The sequence below is a fragment of the Flavobacterium humidisoli genome (assembly GCF_023272795.1).
GTDB lineage: Bacteria > Bacteroidota > Bacteroidia > Flavobacteriales > Flavobacteriaceae > Flavobacterium > Flavobacterium humidisoli.
Genome location: NZ_CP096829.1, coordinates 1,574,388 through 1,592,460 on the forward strand (window position 1 = coordinate 1,574,388; position 18,073 = coordinate 1,592,460).

The 18,073-nt window shown below is 33.9% G+C and carries 17 protein-coding genes; 1 reads left to right on the forward strand and 16 read right to left on the reverse strand.

What is annotated here, in order from left to right; translation table 11 throughout:
- Positions 1-24: 24 nt before the first annotated feature.
- Genes M0M44_RS07170 through M0M44_RS07185 form a run of 4 tightly spaced genes read right to left on the reverse strand, consistent with a single transcriptional unit; the run spans position 25 to position 2,603 of the window.
- Complete coding sequence (locus M0M44_RS07170) at positions 25-963, reverse strand: mevalonate kinase family protein (protein WP_248729148.1); 939 nt, start codon at positions 961-963, stop codon at positions 25-27.
- A 3-nt stretch (positions 964-966) separates the two neighbouring features.
- A complete protein-coding gene (locus tag M0M44_RS07175) occupies positions 967-1,272 on the reverse strand; it encodes a type II toxin-antitoxin system RelE/ParE family toxin (RefSeq protein WP_248729149.1) in 306 nt (101 codons plus the stop codon).
- Entirely contained in the window at positions 1,272-1,490 is a 219-nt protein-coding gene (locus M0M44_RS07180; protein ID WP_248729150.1) for a hypothetical protein, read from the reverse strand. The genes M0M44_RS07175 and M0M44_RS07180 overlap by 1 nt, the downstream gene beginning before the upstream one ends.
- 30 nt (positions 1,491-1,520) lie before the next feature.
- Positions 1,521-2,603, reverse strand: coding sequence for a diphosphomevalonate decarboxylase (locus M0M44_RS07185; protein ID WP_248729151.1), 1,083 nt, complete (start codon positions 2,601-2,603; stop codon positions 1,521-1,523).
- A 151-nt stretch (positions 2,604-2,754) separates the two neighbouring features.
- On the opposite strand from M0M44_RS07185, the gene M0M44_RS07190 reads away from it, so the two are divergent.
- On the forward strand, positions 2,755-3,231 hold the full coding sequence (locus M0M44_RS07190) for a TspO/MBR family protein (protein WP_248729152.1): 477 nt from the start codon (positions 2,755-2,757) through the stop codon (positions 3,229-3,231).
- 38 nt (positions 3,232-3,269) lie between these two features.
- Here the strand turns inward: M0M44_RS07190 and M0M44_RS07195 are convergent, their stop codons facing one another.
- From M0M44_RS07195 to pgmB, 12 genes are all read right to left on the reverse strand, one after another.
- Complete coding sequence (locus M0M44_RS07195) at positions 3,270-3,992, reverse strand: hypothetical protein (RefSeq protein WP_248729153.1); 723 nt, start codon at positions 3,990-3,992, stop codon at positions 3,270-3,272.
- Between the two features lie 11 nt (positions 3,993-4,003).
- Positions 4,004-4,759 carry a hypothetical protein gene (locus M0M44_RS07200; protein WP_248729154.1) on the reverse strand — a complete coding sequence of 252 codons (756 nt, stop codon included), beginning with the start codon at positions 4,757-4,759 and terminating at the stop codon, positions 4,004-4,006.
- A gap of 82 nt (positions 4,760-4,841) precedes the next feature.
- Positions 4,842-5,510 carry an MBL fold metallo-hydrolase gene (locus tag M0M44_RS07205; protein ID WP_248729155.1) on the reverse strand — a complete coding sequence of 223 codons (669 nt, stop codon included), beginning with the start codon at positions 5,508-5,510 and terminating at the stop codon, positions 4,842-4,844.
- A 61-nt stretch (positions 5,511-5,571) separates the two neighbouring features.
- Positions 5,572-6,144 carry a Crp/Fnr family transcriptional regulator gene (locus M0M44_RS07210; protein ID WP_248729156.1) on the reverse strand — a complete coding sequence of 191 codons (573 nt, stop codon included), beginning with the start codon at positions 6,142-6,144 and terminating at the stop codon, positions 5,572-5,574.
- Positions 6,145-6,146: 2 nt separating this feature from the next.
- Positions 6,147-6,794, reverse strand: coding sequence for an HAD family hydrolase (locus M0M44_RS07215; protein WP_248729157.1), 648 nt, complete (start codon positions 6,792-6,794; stop codon positions 6,147-6,149).
- Positions 6,795-6,798: 4 nt separating this feature from the next.
- Positions 6,799-8,007 (reverse strand): BaiN/RdsA family NAD(P)/FAD-dependent oxidoreductase, encoded by a 1,209-nt coding sequence (locus M0M44_RS07220; RefSeq protein ID WP_248729158.1) that lies wholly within the window; start codon positions 8,005-8,007, stop codon positions 6,799-6,801.
- A gap of 111 nt (positions 8,008-8,118) precedes the next feature.
- Entirely contained in the window at positions 8,119-8,802 is a 684-nt protein-coding gene (locus M0M44_RS07225; RefSeq protein ID WP_248729159.1) for a glycerophosphodiester phosphodiesterase, read from the reverse strand.
- A gap of 168 nt (positions 8,803-8,970) precedes the next feature.
- Positions 8,971-10,638, reverse strand: coding sequence for an alpha-amylase family glycosyl hydrolase (locus tag M0M44_RS07230; protein WP_248729160.1), 1,668 nt, complete (start codon positions 10,636-10,638; stop codon positions 8,971-8,973).
- A gap of 208 nt (positions 10,639-10,846) precedes the next feature.
- On the reverse strand, positions 10,847-12,712 hold the full coding sequence (locus tag M0M44_RS07235; RefSeq protein WP_248729161.1) for a glycoside hydrolase family 13 protein: 1,866 nt from the start codon (positions 12,710-12,712) through the stop codon (positions 10,847-10,849).
- A 104-nt stretch (positions 12,713-12,816) separates the two neighbouring features.
- Positions 12,817-14,931 (reverse strand): glycoside hydrolase family 97 protein, encoded by a 2,115-nt coding sequence (locus tag M0M44_RS07240; protein WP_248729162.1) that lies wholly within the window; start codon positions 14,929-14,931, stop codon positions 12,817-12,819.
- Between the two features lie 27 nt (positions 14,932-14,958).
- Positions 14,959-17,262: a glycoside hydrolase family 65 protein gene (locus M0M44_RS07245; RefSeq protein WP_248729163.1), complete on the reverse strand. Its 2,304-nt coding sequence runs from the start codon at positions 17,260-17,262 to the stop codon at positions 14,959-14,961.
- Positions 17,263-17,401: 139 nt separating this feature from the next.
- Entirely contained in the window at positions 17,402-18,055 is a 654-nt protein-coding gene (pgmB, locus tag M0M44_RS07250; RefSeq protein ID WP_248729164.1) for a beta-phosphoglucomutase, read from the reverse strand.
- Positions 18,056-18,073: the final 18 nt, after the last annotated feature.

Sequence of the window (18,073 nt, forward strand, 5' to 3'; positions counted from 1 at the left end):
AACAATATTTTAAGAGGTTAAACTTTAAAACTGGTAAACTACTTCTAATTTATAGTCTTTTAAGGATGTTTTGGCTCTTTCTAAATCTTCGGTAAAACCTAGAATATAACCGCCGCCTCCAGAACCGCAAAGTTTTAGGTAATAATCGTTTGTGTCAATTCCGTGTTGCCAGATTGCGTGAAATTGTTCTGGAATCATGGGTTTAAAGTGATTTAAAACAACTTTAGAAAGTTTTTTGGTATTGGTAAACAAAGATTTCATATCGCCATGCAGGAAGTTTTCTACGCAGGCATCTGTATATTTCACAAACTGATTTTTAAGCATAGCACGGAAACCTTTGTCTTTTAGGTTTTCCATAAAAATACTAACCATTGGAGCTGTTTCTCCAACAATTCCTGAGTCTAACAAAAATACAGCACCTTTTCCGTCAAAACTTTGAGTCGGAATTCCAGTTGCTTCAATATTATCTTTAGAATTAATCAGGATTGGAATGCTTAAATAGCTGTTAAGAGGATCCAAGCCAGAACTTTTTCCGTGGAAAAAGCTTTCCATTTGAGAAAATATATTTTTTAATTGTAATAATTTTTCACGAGTCAGATTTTCCAGAACAGTGATTTTGTTGGTAGCATATTTATCGTAAATAGCTGCAACAAGCGCACCGCTACTTCCAACACCATATCCTTGTGGAATACTAGAGTCGAAGTACATTCCAGTTTCAACATCATTTTTTAAAGTTTCTAAATCGAAAGTAACCAATTCTGGCTGTTGCGTATGTAGGCCTTCAAGATAAGAAGCGAAACTTCTTAAACTTTTGTTTGATGAAATGGCTTCTTCTGTAGGCTCTTCAGATTTTTTTAAAGCGCCGTTGTAAAAGTTATAAGGAATAGAAAGTCCTTTAGAGTCGCGGATAATTCCGTATTCTCCAAAGAGTAATATTTTTGAGTAAAATAATGGTCCTTTCATGATTTATTTTATGTCTTTTTTTATTTTATTTGGGTCTTGTCGTGTGTCGAAAAATGCAATTATTTCAACTCTTTTTGTGTTGAATTTATAATAGATTGATGTTTGTTTTGACAAGACGCATTTGTGATAGTTTTTATTTAGTCCTGATTTAGGAAAAATTTCAGGTTCTATTTGTATTAGATAAATTGCTTTGTCCAGTTTTGATATAAATTTATCCTTTACTTTTTTTGACCACTTTATTTCCAGATATTCAAATAATTCTAATAAACTTTTTTCTGCATTTTTTGAAAAGATTATTGTTCTTTTCATTAACGATGCTGTTTCATAATATCTTCATACAAAACAAATTCACCTCGTTCAATTTGTCTTTCCCCCTCTTTAATTTCTTCTTTTTGCTCATCAGTTAGATCATCCCACCAATCTTTTTTCTTTTTGGTCAACAGTTTTTTGACCGCCAAAATGATTGAAAGGTCATCTGTGCCTTCCAGAATATCTATCACTTCACGTTTTTCTAATTGAATGTCCATAACCAAAAATTTAACTAAAGATAAGGAAAATTATAATGCAATTGAGCCTTCTCCAATTTTGTCGCAAATGTATTGACTATTCTGACAAAATACAACTAATTCGTCTTGAATAAATTGTAATACTTTTTCGGTAACGTTTTCGGGATAAAGGACATGCACATTTGCGCCAGCATCAAGTGTAAAACATACTGGAATCTGTGTTTCATTTCTAAATTTCCAAATGGCATTTATGATTTGCAGCGTGTTTGGTTTCATCAAAATAAAATAAGGCATAGATGTCATCATCATTGCGTGTAAAGTCAAAGCTTCACTTTCTACAACTTTAATGAATTCTTCTAAATTTCCGTTTTCAAAAATCTTGATTAATTGATCTAAGTTTTCGTGCGCCTGAGCAAAACGTCTTTCAGCGTAAGGGTGATTGTGCATTAAATCATGTCCTACAGTACTCGAAACCTGTTTTTCGCCTTTATCGACCAATAAAATAGTATCTTGATAATTCTTGAAATTCTCATGAATAGAATATGGAAATTCAACGCCAAATAAATCTGTACTTCCTTTAATGTTTACCTGATTTCCCCAAACCACCACATTTCCTTTTACACTTCTACAGGCACTTCCAGAACCTAAACGAGAAAGGAAAGATGCTTTTTGATAGAAATATTCATCGGTCATTTCGGGATTTAGTTTTCTTTCCAAACTCATAAAATTCATTGCCAGAGCAGCCATTCCTGAAGCCGAAGAAGCAATTCCTGAACTATGGGGGAATGTATTCTGTGTATCAATCGTAAAATGATAGTCTTTCAAAAACGGCAGATAAACTTCAACCCTTTCTAAAAACTTCTGAATCTTTGGTTTAAAATCTTCTTTTGGTTTTCCTTCAAAAAGTAAATCAAAAGAAAAATTTCCGTTGTTGTCTTTTTTTGAGAAAGCCAATTTTGTAATTGTTTTGCAATTATTTAAAGTAAAACTTACTGAAGGATTTGCTGGAATCTGATTGTCTTTTTTTCCCCAATATTTAACTAATGCAATATTGCTTGGAGCGCTCCATTCAAAGTTTCCGTTTTCGATTGTTGAAGTATATAGATTTGGTATAAAATCGGCTGCTGTTAACATGAATTGTAAAATTTTGGCAAAGATAGTTTTTAAATTTTTTCACCATATAAGTTATTTAAGAAATATAAGTTGGGTTTTCTAAAATGAACTTATATTTCTTATATGATTTAAAAATTTCTTTTGACTATTTTTGAATTCAAAATTTGATGTCATGAATAAATTTGTAAAAATCGCTATAGCTTTAGTAATTTGTTTAACAGTTGGATATTCTGCTAGTTTAGTAACAAGACCAAGTATTGAGACTTGGTATGTAACATTGGAAAAACCAGTTTTTAATCCGCCGAACTGGATTTTTATGCCTGTTTGGACGATTCTTTACATTCTTATGGCTGTTGCAGCAGCATTAGTTTGGGATAAAATAAAAGAACAAACAGAGGAAGTTAAAAAAGCATTGCTTTTCTTCATCATTCAATTGATTTTAAATGCTATTTGGTCTTATTTATTCTTCGGATTAAAAAACCCGATGTTGGCTTTAATCGAAATCGCGCTTTTATGGCTGATGATTTACGAGACATATTTAAAGTTCGTCAAAATCAATAAAATTTCAGGCTATTTATTGATTCCATATTTAGCTTGGGTTGGATTTGCTACAGTTTTGAATGCTAGTATTTGGTGGCTGAATAAGTAAAATTTTTAGTTTCAGGTTTTTCTTTGTTTCAAGTTAAGCTATTTCAACTTATTAAATTCTTCGTTTTTAGCATATAGAAAGTCTATTAATTCCAGAGTATTTGATTTTTCTAAAAGAATTTTAGATTTTGGATCTGCATTACAAAAATTTAAGAAAATTTCTTTTTCTTCGGGGTTTATTTTCAAATTCTTAATGAAAAAATCCGGGCGACAGGAAGCGATGATAAGCTTCTTAAAACGGTCGTCACGTGGCTCAATTTTTTTATGTGGTTTATCAAAAATTGGATAATTATAATTAATAGCATTTTTAATCTTACCATCATAAACATTAACTTTTGTAGTTACATCATCAAATTGCTTGCGAATTTTGATTTTATTTATTTCTTCTCGATCATTGGCGATATTTTTAATTTCAGTTTTAGTAAAAACAGATCGAGAAACGATAACCTCATCTAATTCTTCAGCTTTTGGTATCATTTTAACAATAAGTTCACTTTTTTCAAGGTCTTTCAGGTTGATTTTTAATCTTGTAAGGAAAAAATCCTTAGAGAAAAAAAGCAAACTATCTTTTTCTTTAGCCAAAATGGAGAATTCTCCCAGCTCATTTGTTCTAGTACTGGTTTTAGCTGTTTTATTTATAACTTCTACTTTATCGAGAGGAGTGTTATTAGAAATTACTTTTCCGTGAAGAAATTTTTCGGTTTGAGAGATACTAAGCTGATAAGTAAGAAAAGAAATTGTAGTGAGTAATTTTACCTTCATTTACGGATTTTTTAGTTTTTAATTCCAGTATTCAATTTTTTAAACTCTTCATTTTTAGCATATAGAAAATCCATTGTATAGAGTAAATTTTTCTGTTTTAGAATAATTTCAGATTGCGGATCGGCTGTGCAAAATTCTAGGAAAAGGACTTTTTCATCAGGATTTAATTTTAAATCTTTCGTAAAAAAATCTAAAGGACAAGTTGCTTCCGCGAATGTTTTGAAATCCAATTCAGGAGCTTTCTTTTTAGTTTTTTTGTTGTTGCTGTCTTCTTTTTTAAACAAACCTAAAAGCCCCGCGCCCATAGCGCCAAAATTCATTCCATTTGCAATGGTGCCATCATAGACGCCAGTATATTTTCGTAAATCGCTCGAAGCTCTCATTAATGCAATCGAATCTGAAACTTCTTGAGCAGGACCAACATGAGGAAATTTTATAGTTGTAATTAAGACTTCATCGAGTTCTTCCGGTTTCAAAATCATATTTACAATCAGGTTGTTTTGATCTATGTTTTCCTGAGAAATTTTAAATCTTTTAAAGAAATAGTCTTTGGAGTAAAAAAGCACGCTGTCTTGTGGACGGACTAAAATTGAAAATTCGCCTAGCTCATTTGTTCTAGTGCTAGTTCGAGCTGTTTTGTTAATCACTTCTACTTTATTAAGAGGAATGTTTTGAGAAAAAACTTTTCCGTTTAATAGTTTTTCTGTTTGAGAAACACTGAGTTGATAAGTGAAAATAGAAATTGTGGTAAGTAATTTTACTCTCATATAGGATTAATTAGTTGAGAGTAAAATTATTAGAATAGTCTTAATGAAAACTTACGGAATGTGTAAATTCTTGTTAATAAAATTATCGCATATTTCGAACAAATTTTTCCAGTTCTCCAGTATTAAATAAAACAGGTCCGTGACCAAAACACAATATTTTAGGTTGTAACGATGCTAATTTAAGAATGGATTTTCTATTGATTTCTCTATCAGCGGTAAATAAATGGGGAGGTTCGTGCAAACCAACTTTTGTCGTCAATAAGTTCATATTGGTCATCACATCTCCTACAATCAAGATTCCGTCTTTTTCTCTGAAAAAAGAGATATGTCCACTTGAATGTCCCGGAGTTTCAATAACCGTGAATCCGCCAATTTGATCTCCTTCTTTTAAAGTTTCAGAAACGGGATGTCCTTTTCCTGCCCAAAAGTTTTTCTGAAATTTAGAAATGATATGATTCGGATTTGGGTATTCTGTAATTACATTTCCATTTTCGGCAAATGCTTTTTCAGGTTCACTGCATAAAAGAGGAATATTCAAAGTTTCACAGATTACTTTGCTGCTTCCCTGATGATCGGCGTGAGCGTGAGTTAAGACGTGTTTGTTGACAGATTTGTCTTTCAGTGCTTTTATTATTTTATTGGCAGAAGTTCTAATTCCCGCATCAATTAAAACATCTTCGATCAAATAGCAATTAATGGAATTACAAGGAAATAAAGGAATCTGGTAAACGTCTTTGGCAATATTCTTCATCTTTTTCAAATTTTATTTTGACAAAGATTCGAATTCGGTTTTTCAATCCACTTGATAAATGTTAAGAAATATCCTGACGGATTCTGCTCAACGATTCGGGAGTAATTCCTAGAAAAGAAGCAATGTAAATTAAAGGTGTTCGCTGAATTATTTTGGCTGGAGTCGATGCCAAAAAAGTCTGGTATTTTTCTTTTGCGGGAATCATTTGCAGTTTTAAAACACGATCTGCCATACACAGGTAATTTTGCTCGGCTAAAATTCTCCCAACACGTTCCCAATTCGGAATTTCGTTATACAGAAACTGCATTTTTTCGAAAGTAATCGAAAGAATTTCACAATCCTCAATACATTGAATGTTTTCAAAAGAAATAGATTGGTTTATAAAACTAGAATACGAAGCAATAAAACCTTCGTCGGAACTTAAATAGGTAGTAATTTCTTTTCCGTCTTTTAAGTAGTAAACACGTGCTAGACCTTCAATAATAAAAAAGATTTTATTGCTAATTTTTCCCATTGAAGAAAGAAATTCTTTAGCAGTAAATTTTTCATATTCAAAACAAGAATCGATCTTTTCGATTTCTTTTTCAGAAAACGAAGCGATTGATAGTATTTGTTTTTGTAATTCAGCATTCACGATTACAATATTTCAATTAATTCCGAAGCATTATTAATAACCACTTTTGCTCCGCTAGATTTCAATTCCTCTTCGGTTCTGTACCCCCAAGTAACGCCCACAGGAAACATATTAGCATTTACTGCGGTTTTCATATCAATATCAGAATCTCCAACAAATAATATTTCTTCTGGTTTTAAATTCCATTTTTTACTGATTTCAATCGCTTCAAACGGATTCGGTTTCTTAAGCGCTTCTGTACTCAACCCTATCGCTGTATCAAATTGCTTTGGGAATATTTCAGATGCGATTTTCTTCGTCAATTCATCGGCTTTGTTAGAAAAAACAGCCATTTTAATGTTTTGTGAAGTCAGGTTTTCTAGCAATTCAATAATTCCTTCGTACGGTTTTGTTTTTAGGGTACAGATTTTAGTGTATTCATCGACCATACATTCAAAACAACTTTCGATTTCATCATCAGAATTGTTTGTGGCAGGTAAAGCTTTACTTACCAGATTTCGTAAACCGCTCCCAATAAAATATTGATAAGTGTCGTAAGTATGTGTAGGATAATTTAAAGCGGTAAGTACTTTATTCATTGCATCTGAGATGTCTTCCAATGAGTTTACTAATGTTCCGTCTAAATCAAAAATAATTCCTTTAAATTTCATTCTATTAAATATTTTGAGCCAAAATAAACCCGCTTGTCCAGGCATTCTGAAAATTAAAACCTCCCGTAATAGCGTCGATATTTACAATTTCGCCAGCAAAATAAAGATTTTGATGAATTTTGCTTTCCATGGTTTTGAAATTGATTTCTTTTAAATCGATTCCGCCGGCAGTAACAAATTCTTCTTTAAAAGTGCTTTTCCCGTTAACTTTAAATTCAGATTTTGTGAGTTGTAATGCTAAATTCTGTAATTGGTTTTTTGATAAATCTGCCCATTTGGTTTCTGTTTCAATTCCAGAAGCCAGAACCAAACTTTCCCATAATCGATTTGGAAAATCAAAAGGAGATTTTTTTGAAACTGCTTTTTTAGCGTGTTCTTGTTTTAGATCTTTTAAGGTTTTTTCGGCATCTTCAAAATCAACATCATTTAACCAATTGACGAAAATCGTAAACTGATAATTTTTATCGTGTAAAATGCGAGCGCCCCAAGCCGAAAGTTTCAAGATTGCAGGTCCGCTCATTCCCCAATGGGTAATTAACAAAGGACCAGTAGATTCTAGTTTGGTATCTTTTACATGTACGGTAACTTGTGCTGCAACGCCAGGTAATTCTTTAATTCGGGAATCTTTGATATTGAAAGTAAATAGGGAAGGAACGGGACTTACAATTGCATGTCCGTGTTCCTGAAGCATTTCCCAAATTTTAGGATTGCTTCCTGTTGCCATTATTAATTTTTCTGTTGCGAAATTATCACTTTGTGTATCAATTTTCCAATGATTTTCTTTTTTGAAAATAGACTGAACGCTTTGCCCTGTCAGCACTTTTATGCCTAATTTTTCAGTTGCTTTTAAAAAACAATCAATTATGGTTTGGGACGAATTAGAAACGGGAAACATTCTCCCATCTTCTTCAATTTTTAATTCTACGCCATGTTTTTCAAACCATTCGATTGTATCGCCCGAACAAAATTGATGGAAAGGTCCACGAAGTTCTTTTTCGCCACGCGGATAAAATTTAACCAATTCGTTGGGTTCAAAACAAGCGTGTGTAACGTTGCATCTTCCGCCCCCGGAAACGCGGACTTTAGAAAGGACTTCTTTTCCTCTTTCTAAAATGGCAATTTTAAGTTTCGGATTTTTCTCTGCAATATTAATAGCCGAAAAAAAACCTGCAGCGCCTCCGCCAACAATTATTATGTCGAAATTTTTAATCATATTTTTTGAGTTGCCACGAATTCACGAATTATTTTTTGACAATCTTTGAGAATAAAAATTCGTGAATTGCTTCGCCTATTCGCTATCGCTCGGGTCGTGGCTATTTAAACTTTATATTTTATCTGGATTATCAGAGATAATTCCGTCTACTTTATAACTTTTTACTTTTTGAATGTCTTCTGTAGAGTTTACTGTCCAAGGTAAAACTAAGAATCCTTTTTCTTGTATACGTTTGGTGTTTTCTGTATTCAATAACTGAAAATCAGGATGAATGGCTTTTGCTTTTATTTTTTCGGCGAAAGCAAGAGCAGTATCGAGATTTTCTTCTGTTAAAACACCAATCGGAATATTCGGATTTAGGTTTGATGTTTCCTCCAGCATATTCCAGTCAAAACTTGAAATTATAAAATGGTTGTAATTCCAGTTTTTTTCTGAAATATATTGTTCAATCAGTTGAACCACTTTACTTGGAGTTCCTAAACCTTTTAATTCGATATTGATCAGGCATTTTTTATCAACCAAATCAAAGACTTCATTTAAAGTTGAAATCTGATATTTTCCATCAATCAAAAACGATTTTAACTCAGAAAGAGAAAAAGTGTTTACTAAACCTTTTCCGTTGGTGGTTCTGTCTATTGTTTCGTCATGGATTACGATGATTTGTTGGTCAGCGCTTAAGTGAACATCAAGTTCAATCCCATCTGAATTTAATTCTAATGCTTTCTGAAAAGCTTTTAAAGTGTTTTCAGGTTCGTAGGCTTTTGCGCCTCGATGTGCAATCTTTAAAATATTCATTTTATAAAGGTTCAGAGTTGCAAAGGTACAAAGGAGCAAAGGAAAAATAATAGCCACAGATTAAAGGATTAAAATGATTTTCAAAATCTGTGCTAATCCTTTAATCTGTGGCTAAAAAAACTTTGCGAATCTTTGCGAAAATCTTCGTGTTTCTTTGTGGAAAAATCTTTAAATTTTTTCCAGTAAAACAATATCAAAATCATTGTCTATAATCACTTTTCCATCAATAACTTCTGTTTTTTGACCTGAATAAGTGTCTTTTAATTTAGTTCCGTTTGGGAAAACGTCACCAACAGGAAGTTCTTTTTTTCCTTTTGGTAAATCTAATCCCATAACTACTTTATCTGTAAAAGTGCCTTGTGTAAATGTTCTGGAAAAAGTATAAGGATACGGATTAATTAATTTATGAACACCAGCTCCAACGGCAGGATGATTTCTTCTAAACTGACCTAATTTTTGCCAGTGTAAAAGTGTTTTCTGTGTTTCAGGATTATTTTGAATATCATCCCAATTCATGTTTGAACGTAAAGTTGCATCGCCCTGAGTGCCTTCAACAACTAAAGATCTTGCCGATTCGTCTCCATAATAAACCTGCGACATTCCCGGGGAAAGTAATAATTTATTAGCTGTTTCTATGCTTTTTACTCGATTTGCATCAAAAGGCTGGCCGTCGTCATGCGATGACATATAATTAAGAACCGAATAACCTTTTAAGTCATTGTTCAACGCATTTGAATATTTAGAAAATAAACCTTCATAATCGCTTTGCGCAGCATTCCATTTAAATTCAAAATTGATCATGCTGTTAAAACCATTTTGGAAATAATTGACCTTTCGATCTCCAAAATCATAATCCTGACCACCGCTGATTCCGTAACCGTAAACTTCGGCGATCGTGTAAAACGGATTCTGATCTAAAACTTGTAGAGGATGATGTTTTTTCCAAGTTTCAAATGCATATTCACATTCTTTTTTAAAATCGGCCCAAACGTTTTCATCTGTATGTTTTACTGTATCACCTCTGTAACCATCAATTCCGAATTCAAGAATATAATCGGTCAGCCATTTTATAATATAATATTTCGGACTTCTTGGATAGCCTGTTCTTTTGAAAAATTCGTCCAACGAAGCAATTTCTTTTTCGTAACGGCCTTCTTTTTTCCATTTTTCGATTAAAAAAGGTGGCAGTTCCACATTTTGAGTACTTTCAGTTTTTACATCTGGAAGATTTTCCACCAAAGTACACATCGTAGTGTTTTCAAAAGATTTATAATCGCAAACAACTCCAGTTCTAACCCAGTCTGAAGGCCAAACGGGATCTTCGGGAGTTACTGGTCCTGTATGATTGATTACACCGTCTAAAACTATTCTAATACCTTTTTCATGTGCTTTTTTAACCAAATTGGCTAAATCTTCTTTTGTGCCAAAGTTTGGATCTAAGGCTGTCCAATCTTTTGCCCAATAACCGTGAAAGCCATAACTAAGTCCGGTTCCTTCATCAACACCATCGTGAATCTGCTCGACAATCGGCGTAAGCCAAATGGCATTGATTCCTAATTTTTCAAAATATCCTGATTCGATTTTTTTTGTAATTCCGATGATGTCCCCGCCTTCAAATCCACGTAGTTTTCCTGGAGTTTTGGTTCTATTAAAATTGACATCATTTGAAGTGTCTCCATTGTAAAAACGATCTGTAAGTAAAAAATAAACATTTGCTCCTTCCCAGACAAAAGGTGTTTTCGAAGTATTTTCGTTATTCATTGTAACTGATTTTGAGCCAGAACAACCCATTATTAAGTATACTAAAGATAAAAAAAGGAAAGTGTATTTTTTCATTTATTCTAAATTTAACGAAGATTTATAACAAAAAGATTCCGCCACGAATTCACAAATTTTTATTTCTCAAGCTTGTCAAAAATAATTCGTGAATTCGTGGCGGAATGACTTTGTGTAGACGCACTGCAGTGCGTCTCTACGATAATCTGTAACAGAAAATATTGCGAACCTTTGCGCTTTGTTCTCTGCTAACTTTTGCGGTTAAAGCTTATTCCAATTCTAAAACCAAAGCTGATTTTGGTTCTAAAGTAATTTCAGAACTTAAATCAAATGCTTTTCCCGTAATAACATCTTTTCCTGATTTAAAGTTTTTGATGCTTTCTTTGAAACGATTTGTTTTCACAACTTGCTCTTTTGCATTGTTATTGAAAACTACCATAACAGTTTTAGCATCGGTATATCTGAAATATACATAAGTGTTGTTTTCTGGAATATAATGCTTCATTTTTCCGAAATGAACCGCTTGGTTTGTTTTTCTCCAGTTGAATAATTTTGAAGAGAAATCAAAGTAAGCTGCTTGTTCAGCCGTTCTTCCTTCTTTGGTGAAAGCGTTGTTTTTGTCGCCAGCCCATCCGCCTGGGAAATCCTGACGAATATCGGCATCTCCGCCTTTTCCTTTATCACCGCCCATTCCAATTTCTGAACCGTAATAGATTTGCGGAATTCCACGAACGGTTGCCAATAAAGTCATCGCCAGTTTGTATTTTGGTAAATCATATTTGAATTTTTCATTCATACGATCCGTGTCATGATTTTCAGCAAAAACTAAGATATTATTGGTATTTGGATATAAAAAGTCCATTGCAAAATTGTTATAGAATTTAATCAATCCGCTATCCCAGTTTGGTTCATCTTCACTGAAGGCAGAAGTAATCTGACTTTGAAGGGTAAAATCCATTACACTTGGAAGATTGGAATTATAGTTTTCAATCGCACCAATTTTACTGTCTTTCTGCCAAAAAGCTAAATTCGCCTGATTGTGCATCCAGATTTCTCCAACAATGTTAAAATTAGGATATTCATTTGTGATTGATTTTGCCCATTCTGCCATTGCCGTTTTATCCGAATAGTTATAAGTATCTACTCTGAAACCGTCAAGATTAGCAAATTCTATCCACCAGATTGCGTTTTGAGTTAAGTATTTTGCAACCAAAGGATTTCTAAGATTTAAGTCTGGCATAGAAGGTACAAACCAGCCATCGACACAAACTTCCTGATCTATTTTTGAAGCGTGAATATCTGTAATCACTTCGCGTCTGTGGTGTGTTTGTGTGAACGTTTCAAATTGATTGAACCAAGTTTTGGTTGGAATATCTTTCATCATCCAGTGCGTAATTCCCCAGTGATTTGTAACATAATCCATAACCAGCTTCATGTTCTTTTTGTGCATTTCTGCTGATAAGCGAGCGTAATCATCATTTGTTCCGTAACGTGGGTCAATTTTGTATACATCAGATTGACCGTACGTATGATACGAATGCTGTTTGTCATTGTCTTCGCATAAAGGCGTACTCCAAATTGTAGTAGCTCCTAAAGACGAAATGTAATCTAAGTTTTTAATGATTCCTTCGATATCACCACCGTGACGACCGCTTGGATCTTGACGGTTTCCTTTTTCAGTTAAAGAAGCATCGCTGTCATTTTTAGGGTTTCCGTTAGCGAAACGATCTGGCATGATTAAGTAGATTAAATCAGAGGCGTCGTAACTTTTTCTGTCGGCAGAATTCGCTCTTCTTTCTTTAAGAGCATATTTTTGTTTGAAGGCAACTTTATTATTGTTTTTGAATGAGAAAACCAATTCAGAAGCTTTTACGTCTTTTGTATCAATTGTTACGAAAAGGTAATTTGGATTTTCTGTTTTTTCTACATTTTTAATCACAACATTATTTGAAACCGAAGCTTCATATTGTGCAATATTTTTTCCGTAAAACATAATTTGCAGTTCCGAATTTTTCATTCCTGCGTACCAGAAAGGCGGTTCTACTTTTTGGATTTGCGCTTTCGCGGAAGCGGAAAACAACAAAACCAATAGTATTAATCTAAAGATATGATGGTTTATTTTTAGGCTGTTCATAGTGAGTAGAATTTAAACCATATAAGAAATGTAAGAACATTTAAGGCAAAAACTGGGGATGTTTCTATTTAAATGGACTTACATTTCTTATATGGTTAATTAAATTATTTGTTTTCAATAATACTTATCGCATATCCTCCTCCAGGAGCAGAAAGCTGCGATAATTTTGATTTGTTTGTTACAGCAATTTTCTTGATCGTATAAGCTTGCGGATTAGTTTTGTAATGCGCATCTTTTGCATCAGCATAAATTGTTGCCGTGTATTTTTTACCTTTTTCAAGGAAACTGAAATCGATGTTTGAAGTACGAGGAGTTTCTCCATTTACGTTTCCAACGAACCAATTGTTTGTTCCTTTTGCTTTACGGGCAACGGTAATGAAATCTCCAGGCTCAGCCTCGATGTATTTACTTTCTGACCAGTCTACCGCTACATCTTTAATGAATTGGAATGCATCTGGAAAACGGTTGTAATTTTCTGGAGTATCTGCCGCCATTTGCAATGGGCTGTACATGGTAACATATAATGCCAATTGGTTGGCAATGGTACTATTTACATGAGATGTGTTTTCAGGATTCATTTTGCTGATATCCATTTCGAAGATTCCAGGCGTGTAATCCATTGGACCTCCAATTAAACGTGTAAAAGGTAAAACCGTAACGTGATTTGGTTTAGAACCTCCAAAAGCTTGATATTCTGTTCCTCTTGCAGCTTCATTTCCAATTAAGTTTGGATACGTTCTTGCAATTCCTGTTGGGCGAACTGCTTCGTGCGCGTTCACCATAATTTTATAATCAGCTGCTTTTTCGATTGCGTATTGGTAATGGTTTACAATCCATTGGCTGTAGTGGTTTTCACCGCGAGGTAAAATATCTCCAACATAACCGCTTTTTACAGCATCGTATCCGTTATCGTTCATGAATTTGTAAGCCGCATCCATATGGCGCTCGTAGTTACGAACAGACCCAGAAGTTTCGTGATGCATGATGATTTTTACACCTTTAGATTTTGCATATTCATGTAAACCTTTTACATCGAAATCTGGGTAAGGAGTCAAGAAATCAAAAACATAATCTTTAGAGTGCCCAAACCAGTCTTCCCACCCTTCGTTCCAACCTTCAACCAAAACAGCATCGAAACCATTTGCAGCAGCAAAATCAATGTATTTTTTTACGTTAGCATTGTTTGCTCCGTGTGTTCCGTTTGGTTTTGCTTTCGCGAAATCAGAAACGCCTAATTGAACAGTTGGGAAGTCATTTGTGTATGACCAAGAGCTTTTTCCTGTAATCATTTCCCACCAAACACCGATGTATTTTACGGGTTTAATCCAAGAAGTATTCTCAATTTTTGATGGATCGTTTAAGTTATACGTCATTTTTGAAGCTAAGATTTCTCTAGCGTCATCGCTTACGATAATCGTTCTCCAAGGTGAATGATTTGGCGCTTGCATATGACCTTTATCGCCTTTTGCATCTGGAGTTAACCAAGATTCGAAAACTAGGTTTTTATCGTCTAGATTCAAGTGCATACAAGAATAGTCAATCAAAGCCGCTTCGTGTAAGTTGATGTAAATTCCATCATTAGTTTTTAGCATCAAAGAAGTCTGAACCCCTGTTGGTGAAAAAGACTTTTGAGAAACGTTTGCTGTATATGCTTTTTGAGATAGACCTCTAATTTCAGATAATTTAGATTTTGTATAATCATATTCCTGAGTATCGTAATCTCCTGGAATCCAGAAAGCCGTATGATCTCCAGTCATTGCAAATTGAGACCTTTCTTCTTTAATTACAAAATAAGTTAGATTCTTTTGCGCTGGGAATTCATATCTAAATCCTAAACCGTCATCGAATAAACGGAAACGAATTACGATTTGTCTGTCTGTTCCTTTTTGATTTAAAGTAACAGCCAATTCGTTATAATGATTTCTGATGTGATCTACTTCTCCCCAAACTGGTTTCCAAGTCTCATCAAAAGTTGCAGTTTTAGTATCAACTACAGTAAAATCGTTTAATAAAGATTTTTTATCATCTTTAAGTTCAAGACCCAATTTACTGGTTTTTACAACTTCTTTGTTTTTGTATTTTAAATTGTACGTTGGAGTTCCGTCGTTTTGAAGAGAAAATTCCATTACGAACTTGCCTTCGGGTGATTTTAATTGCTGCGCTGTTGCAACGGTGCTAAACGCAAACAAAATTAAACTTGCGAAAAATAAGTTTTTCATGTTTTTTGATTTTTAGAGTATTGTAATTTAATTTATTTGTACAAATTTACTTGCAATTACAGGATTTCCATTAACTACAATTGTTAAATCTTGATCGCCGTCTACAGTAAATGTTGTTTCGTTATGATTTACAGCTACTTTTAAAATTTGATTTCTGAAATTAATTTTAAAAGAATAGCCTTTCCATTCTTTTGGGATTTTTGGAGAGAAATGCAATTGGTCATTTTTCACACGCATTCCGCCAAAACCTTCTACAATGCTCATCCAAGTTCCAGCCATCGACGTGATGTGACAGCCTTCTTCGACTTCTTTATTATAATCATCCAAATCCAAACGAGAAGTTCTTAAATAAAACGTATATGCCATATCCATTTTATCTAAAGCTGCAGCCTGAATCGAGTGAACACAAGGAGAAAGCGAACTTTCGTGAACTGTAAATGATTCGTAGAATTCGAAGTTGCGTTTTAATTCTTCTTTAGAGAAATGATCTTCGAAGAAATAGAAACCTTGTAAAACATCGGCTTGTTTAATATATGGTGAACGCAACACACGATCCCAAGACCATTTTTGGTTAATAGGACGCTGTGATTTATCTAAATCTTTTACTGGAACTAGATCTTTGTCTAAGAAGCCGTCTTGCTGTAAATAAATTCCAAGTTCTTCTGAAATTGGGAAATACATGTCATCGGCTACTTTTTTCCATTCCTGAATTTCATTCGCCGAAAGGCTTACTTTTTCTAAAATGCGTTTGTGATCTGCAGGATATTCTGAAGCTACTTTTTCAATTTGTTCAGCAGCAAAATCAATACACCATTTTGCAATATAATTGGTGTAGAAATTATTATTGATGTTGTTTTCGTATTCGTTTGGTCCTGTAACACCAAGAATTACGTACTGGTTTTTATCTTTAGAAAAAGAAGCTCTCTGGTGCCAAAAACGCGCAATTCCGATTAAAACTTCTAAACCTTTTTCTGGAATATAAGAGTAATCTCCTGTATAACGGTTATAGTTGTAAATCGCAAAAGCAATCGCCCCATTTCTATGGATTTCCTCGTGTGTGATTTCCCATTCGTTGTGGCATTCTTCACCGTTCATGGTAACCATTGGATACAAAGCAGCACCGTTTTTGAAACCTAGATTATCCTTAGCGTTTTCTATTGCTTTGTCTAATTGATTGTAACGATATGTCAATAAGTTTCGAGCAACCTGCTGATCTTTTGTCGCCATGTAAAACGGAATACAATAAGCTTCAGTATCCCAATAAGTAGATCCTCCGTATTTTTCTCCCGTAAAACCTTTTGGTCCAATATTCAAACGAGAATCTTTTCCTGAATAAGTTTGGTTTAATTGGAAAATGTTGAAACGAATTCCTTGTTGTGCCTTAACATCACCTTCAATCGTAATATCTGACATTTCCCAGATTTTTGCCCAAGCCTCAATTTGATTTTGAAGTAAAGCATCGTATCCTAAAGCAACAGCAGATTTAATTACTTTTTCGGCTCCAGCTAAAGTGTTTTCATGATTTAAAGAAACGGTATAACCTCCAATTTTTTGAATGGTTGAGGTTTGTCCTTTTGCAATAATGGTTCCGTAAGTGTACTGAACTTTATCTGTAGTTGAATCGATTGTTGACGGCGAAACATTAATATTTTCTCCATTTGCCAAAATCGTATTGTGCATAAAAGTAGTAACCTTAAAATGCGTCTTGAAAGTCTGAGCCGTTACAAAAGCTTCGTTTGTGCCTTTTTTAACTTCAAGAGGTTCCCAAAATTTTTCTTCCCAGTTGGCATCCTCATTGGTTACACCTGCGTCAATATAAGGTTTGTAAACGATTTTTGCATCTTTGTTTAAAGGTGTGATATCGTATTTGATAATTCCAGCTTCGTCTAAATCTAATGAAAGAAAACGACGAACATTTACCGCAATTTCAGTTCCGTTTTTTAGAACAGCTTCAAAAGAGCGATTGTACCATCCTTCTTTCATATTCAATTCTCTGCGGAAATTTCTAACTTCGGTGCAAGTGTTTAAATCAAGATTTTCTTCGTTGATTTCAATGTCAATTCCAATCCAGTTTGGAGCATTTAATACTTTGGCAAAATATTTCGGATAACCGTTTTTCCACCAGCCCACTTTTGTTTTGTCTGGATAATAGATTCCAGCGATATAACTTCCTTGAAAAGTTTCTGCTGAATAGGTTTCTTCAAAATTGGCGCGTTGTCCCATTGCGCCGTTTCCGATACTGAAAAGACTCTCAGACGATTTAACTCTTTCGGCATCAAATCCTTCTTCAATGATAGACCAATTGTCTGGTTTTATATAATCTTGATTCATTTTCTAAATTAGATAATGTGGCAATTTGATAATTACATAATTGCCTGGGTTTTTTAATAACTTTTTACACTCATTTGAGTAATCGCAGCATTAGAATATTTGTCAGCGAGATAAATTATCTCATTGAGACATTTTCTAATTATCCAATTAACTCTTCAATAAAGCTTGTTTCGATTTGGGTAAAATCTTTAAAAATATAGTCAGCTTCATGTAAAATTGTTTCCTCACCAATTCCCACACTTACCATTTCTGCAATATTTGCTGCCTGAATTCCGGCAACAGAATCTTCAAATACAATTGCGTTTTTTGGATCAATATTTAGTAATTGAGCCGCTTTTAAGAATACTTCAGGGTCTGGTTTTGCATTGCTGACATCATTTCCGTCAACAATAACATCGAAGTAAGATAGAACGCCTGTTTTTTCTAAAATAGGTCTTGCATTTTTGCTGGCAGAACCCAGTGCAATTCCTTGATTTTTATCTTTTAATAGTTTTAGAATTTTTAAAACTCCTGGAAGAACCTCACTTTCATCCATGTCAACTAAATAAGATAAATAATCTTCATTTTTTTGAATCAGCCATTTGTCTTTGTCTTCTTGAGAAGCCTGAACATTTCCTAATCCAAGTATAATATCCAACGAACGAACTCGGCTTACGCCTTTTAACAGTTCGTTGTCTTCATGTGTAAAATTTATGTTTAACGATTTGGCAATTTTCTGCCAAGCTAAAAAGTGGTATTTAGCAGTATCAACTATTACACCGTCAAGGTCGAATATGAATGCTTTTCTATTCATTTTTAGAGGGAAATTATT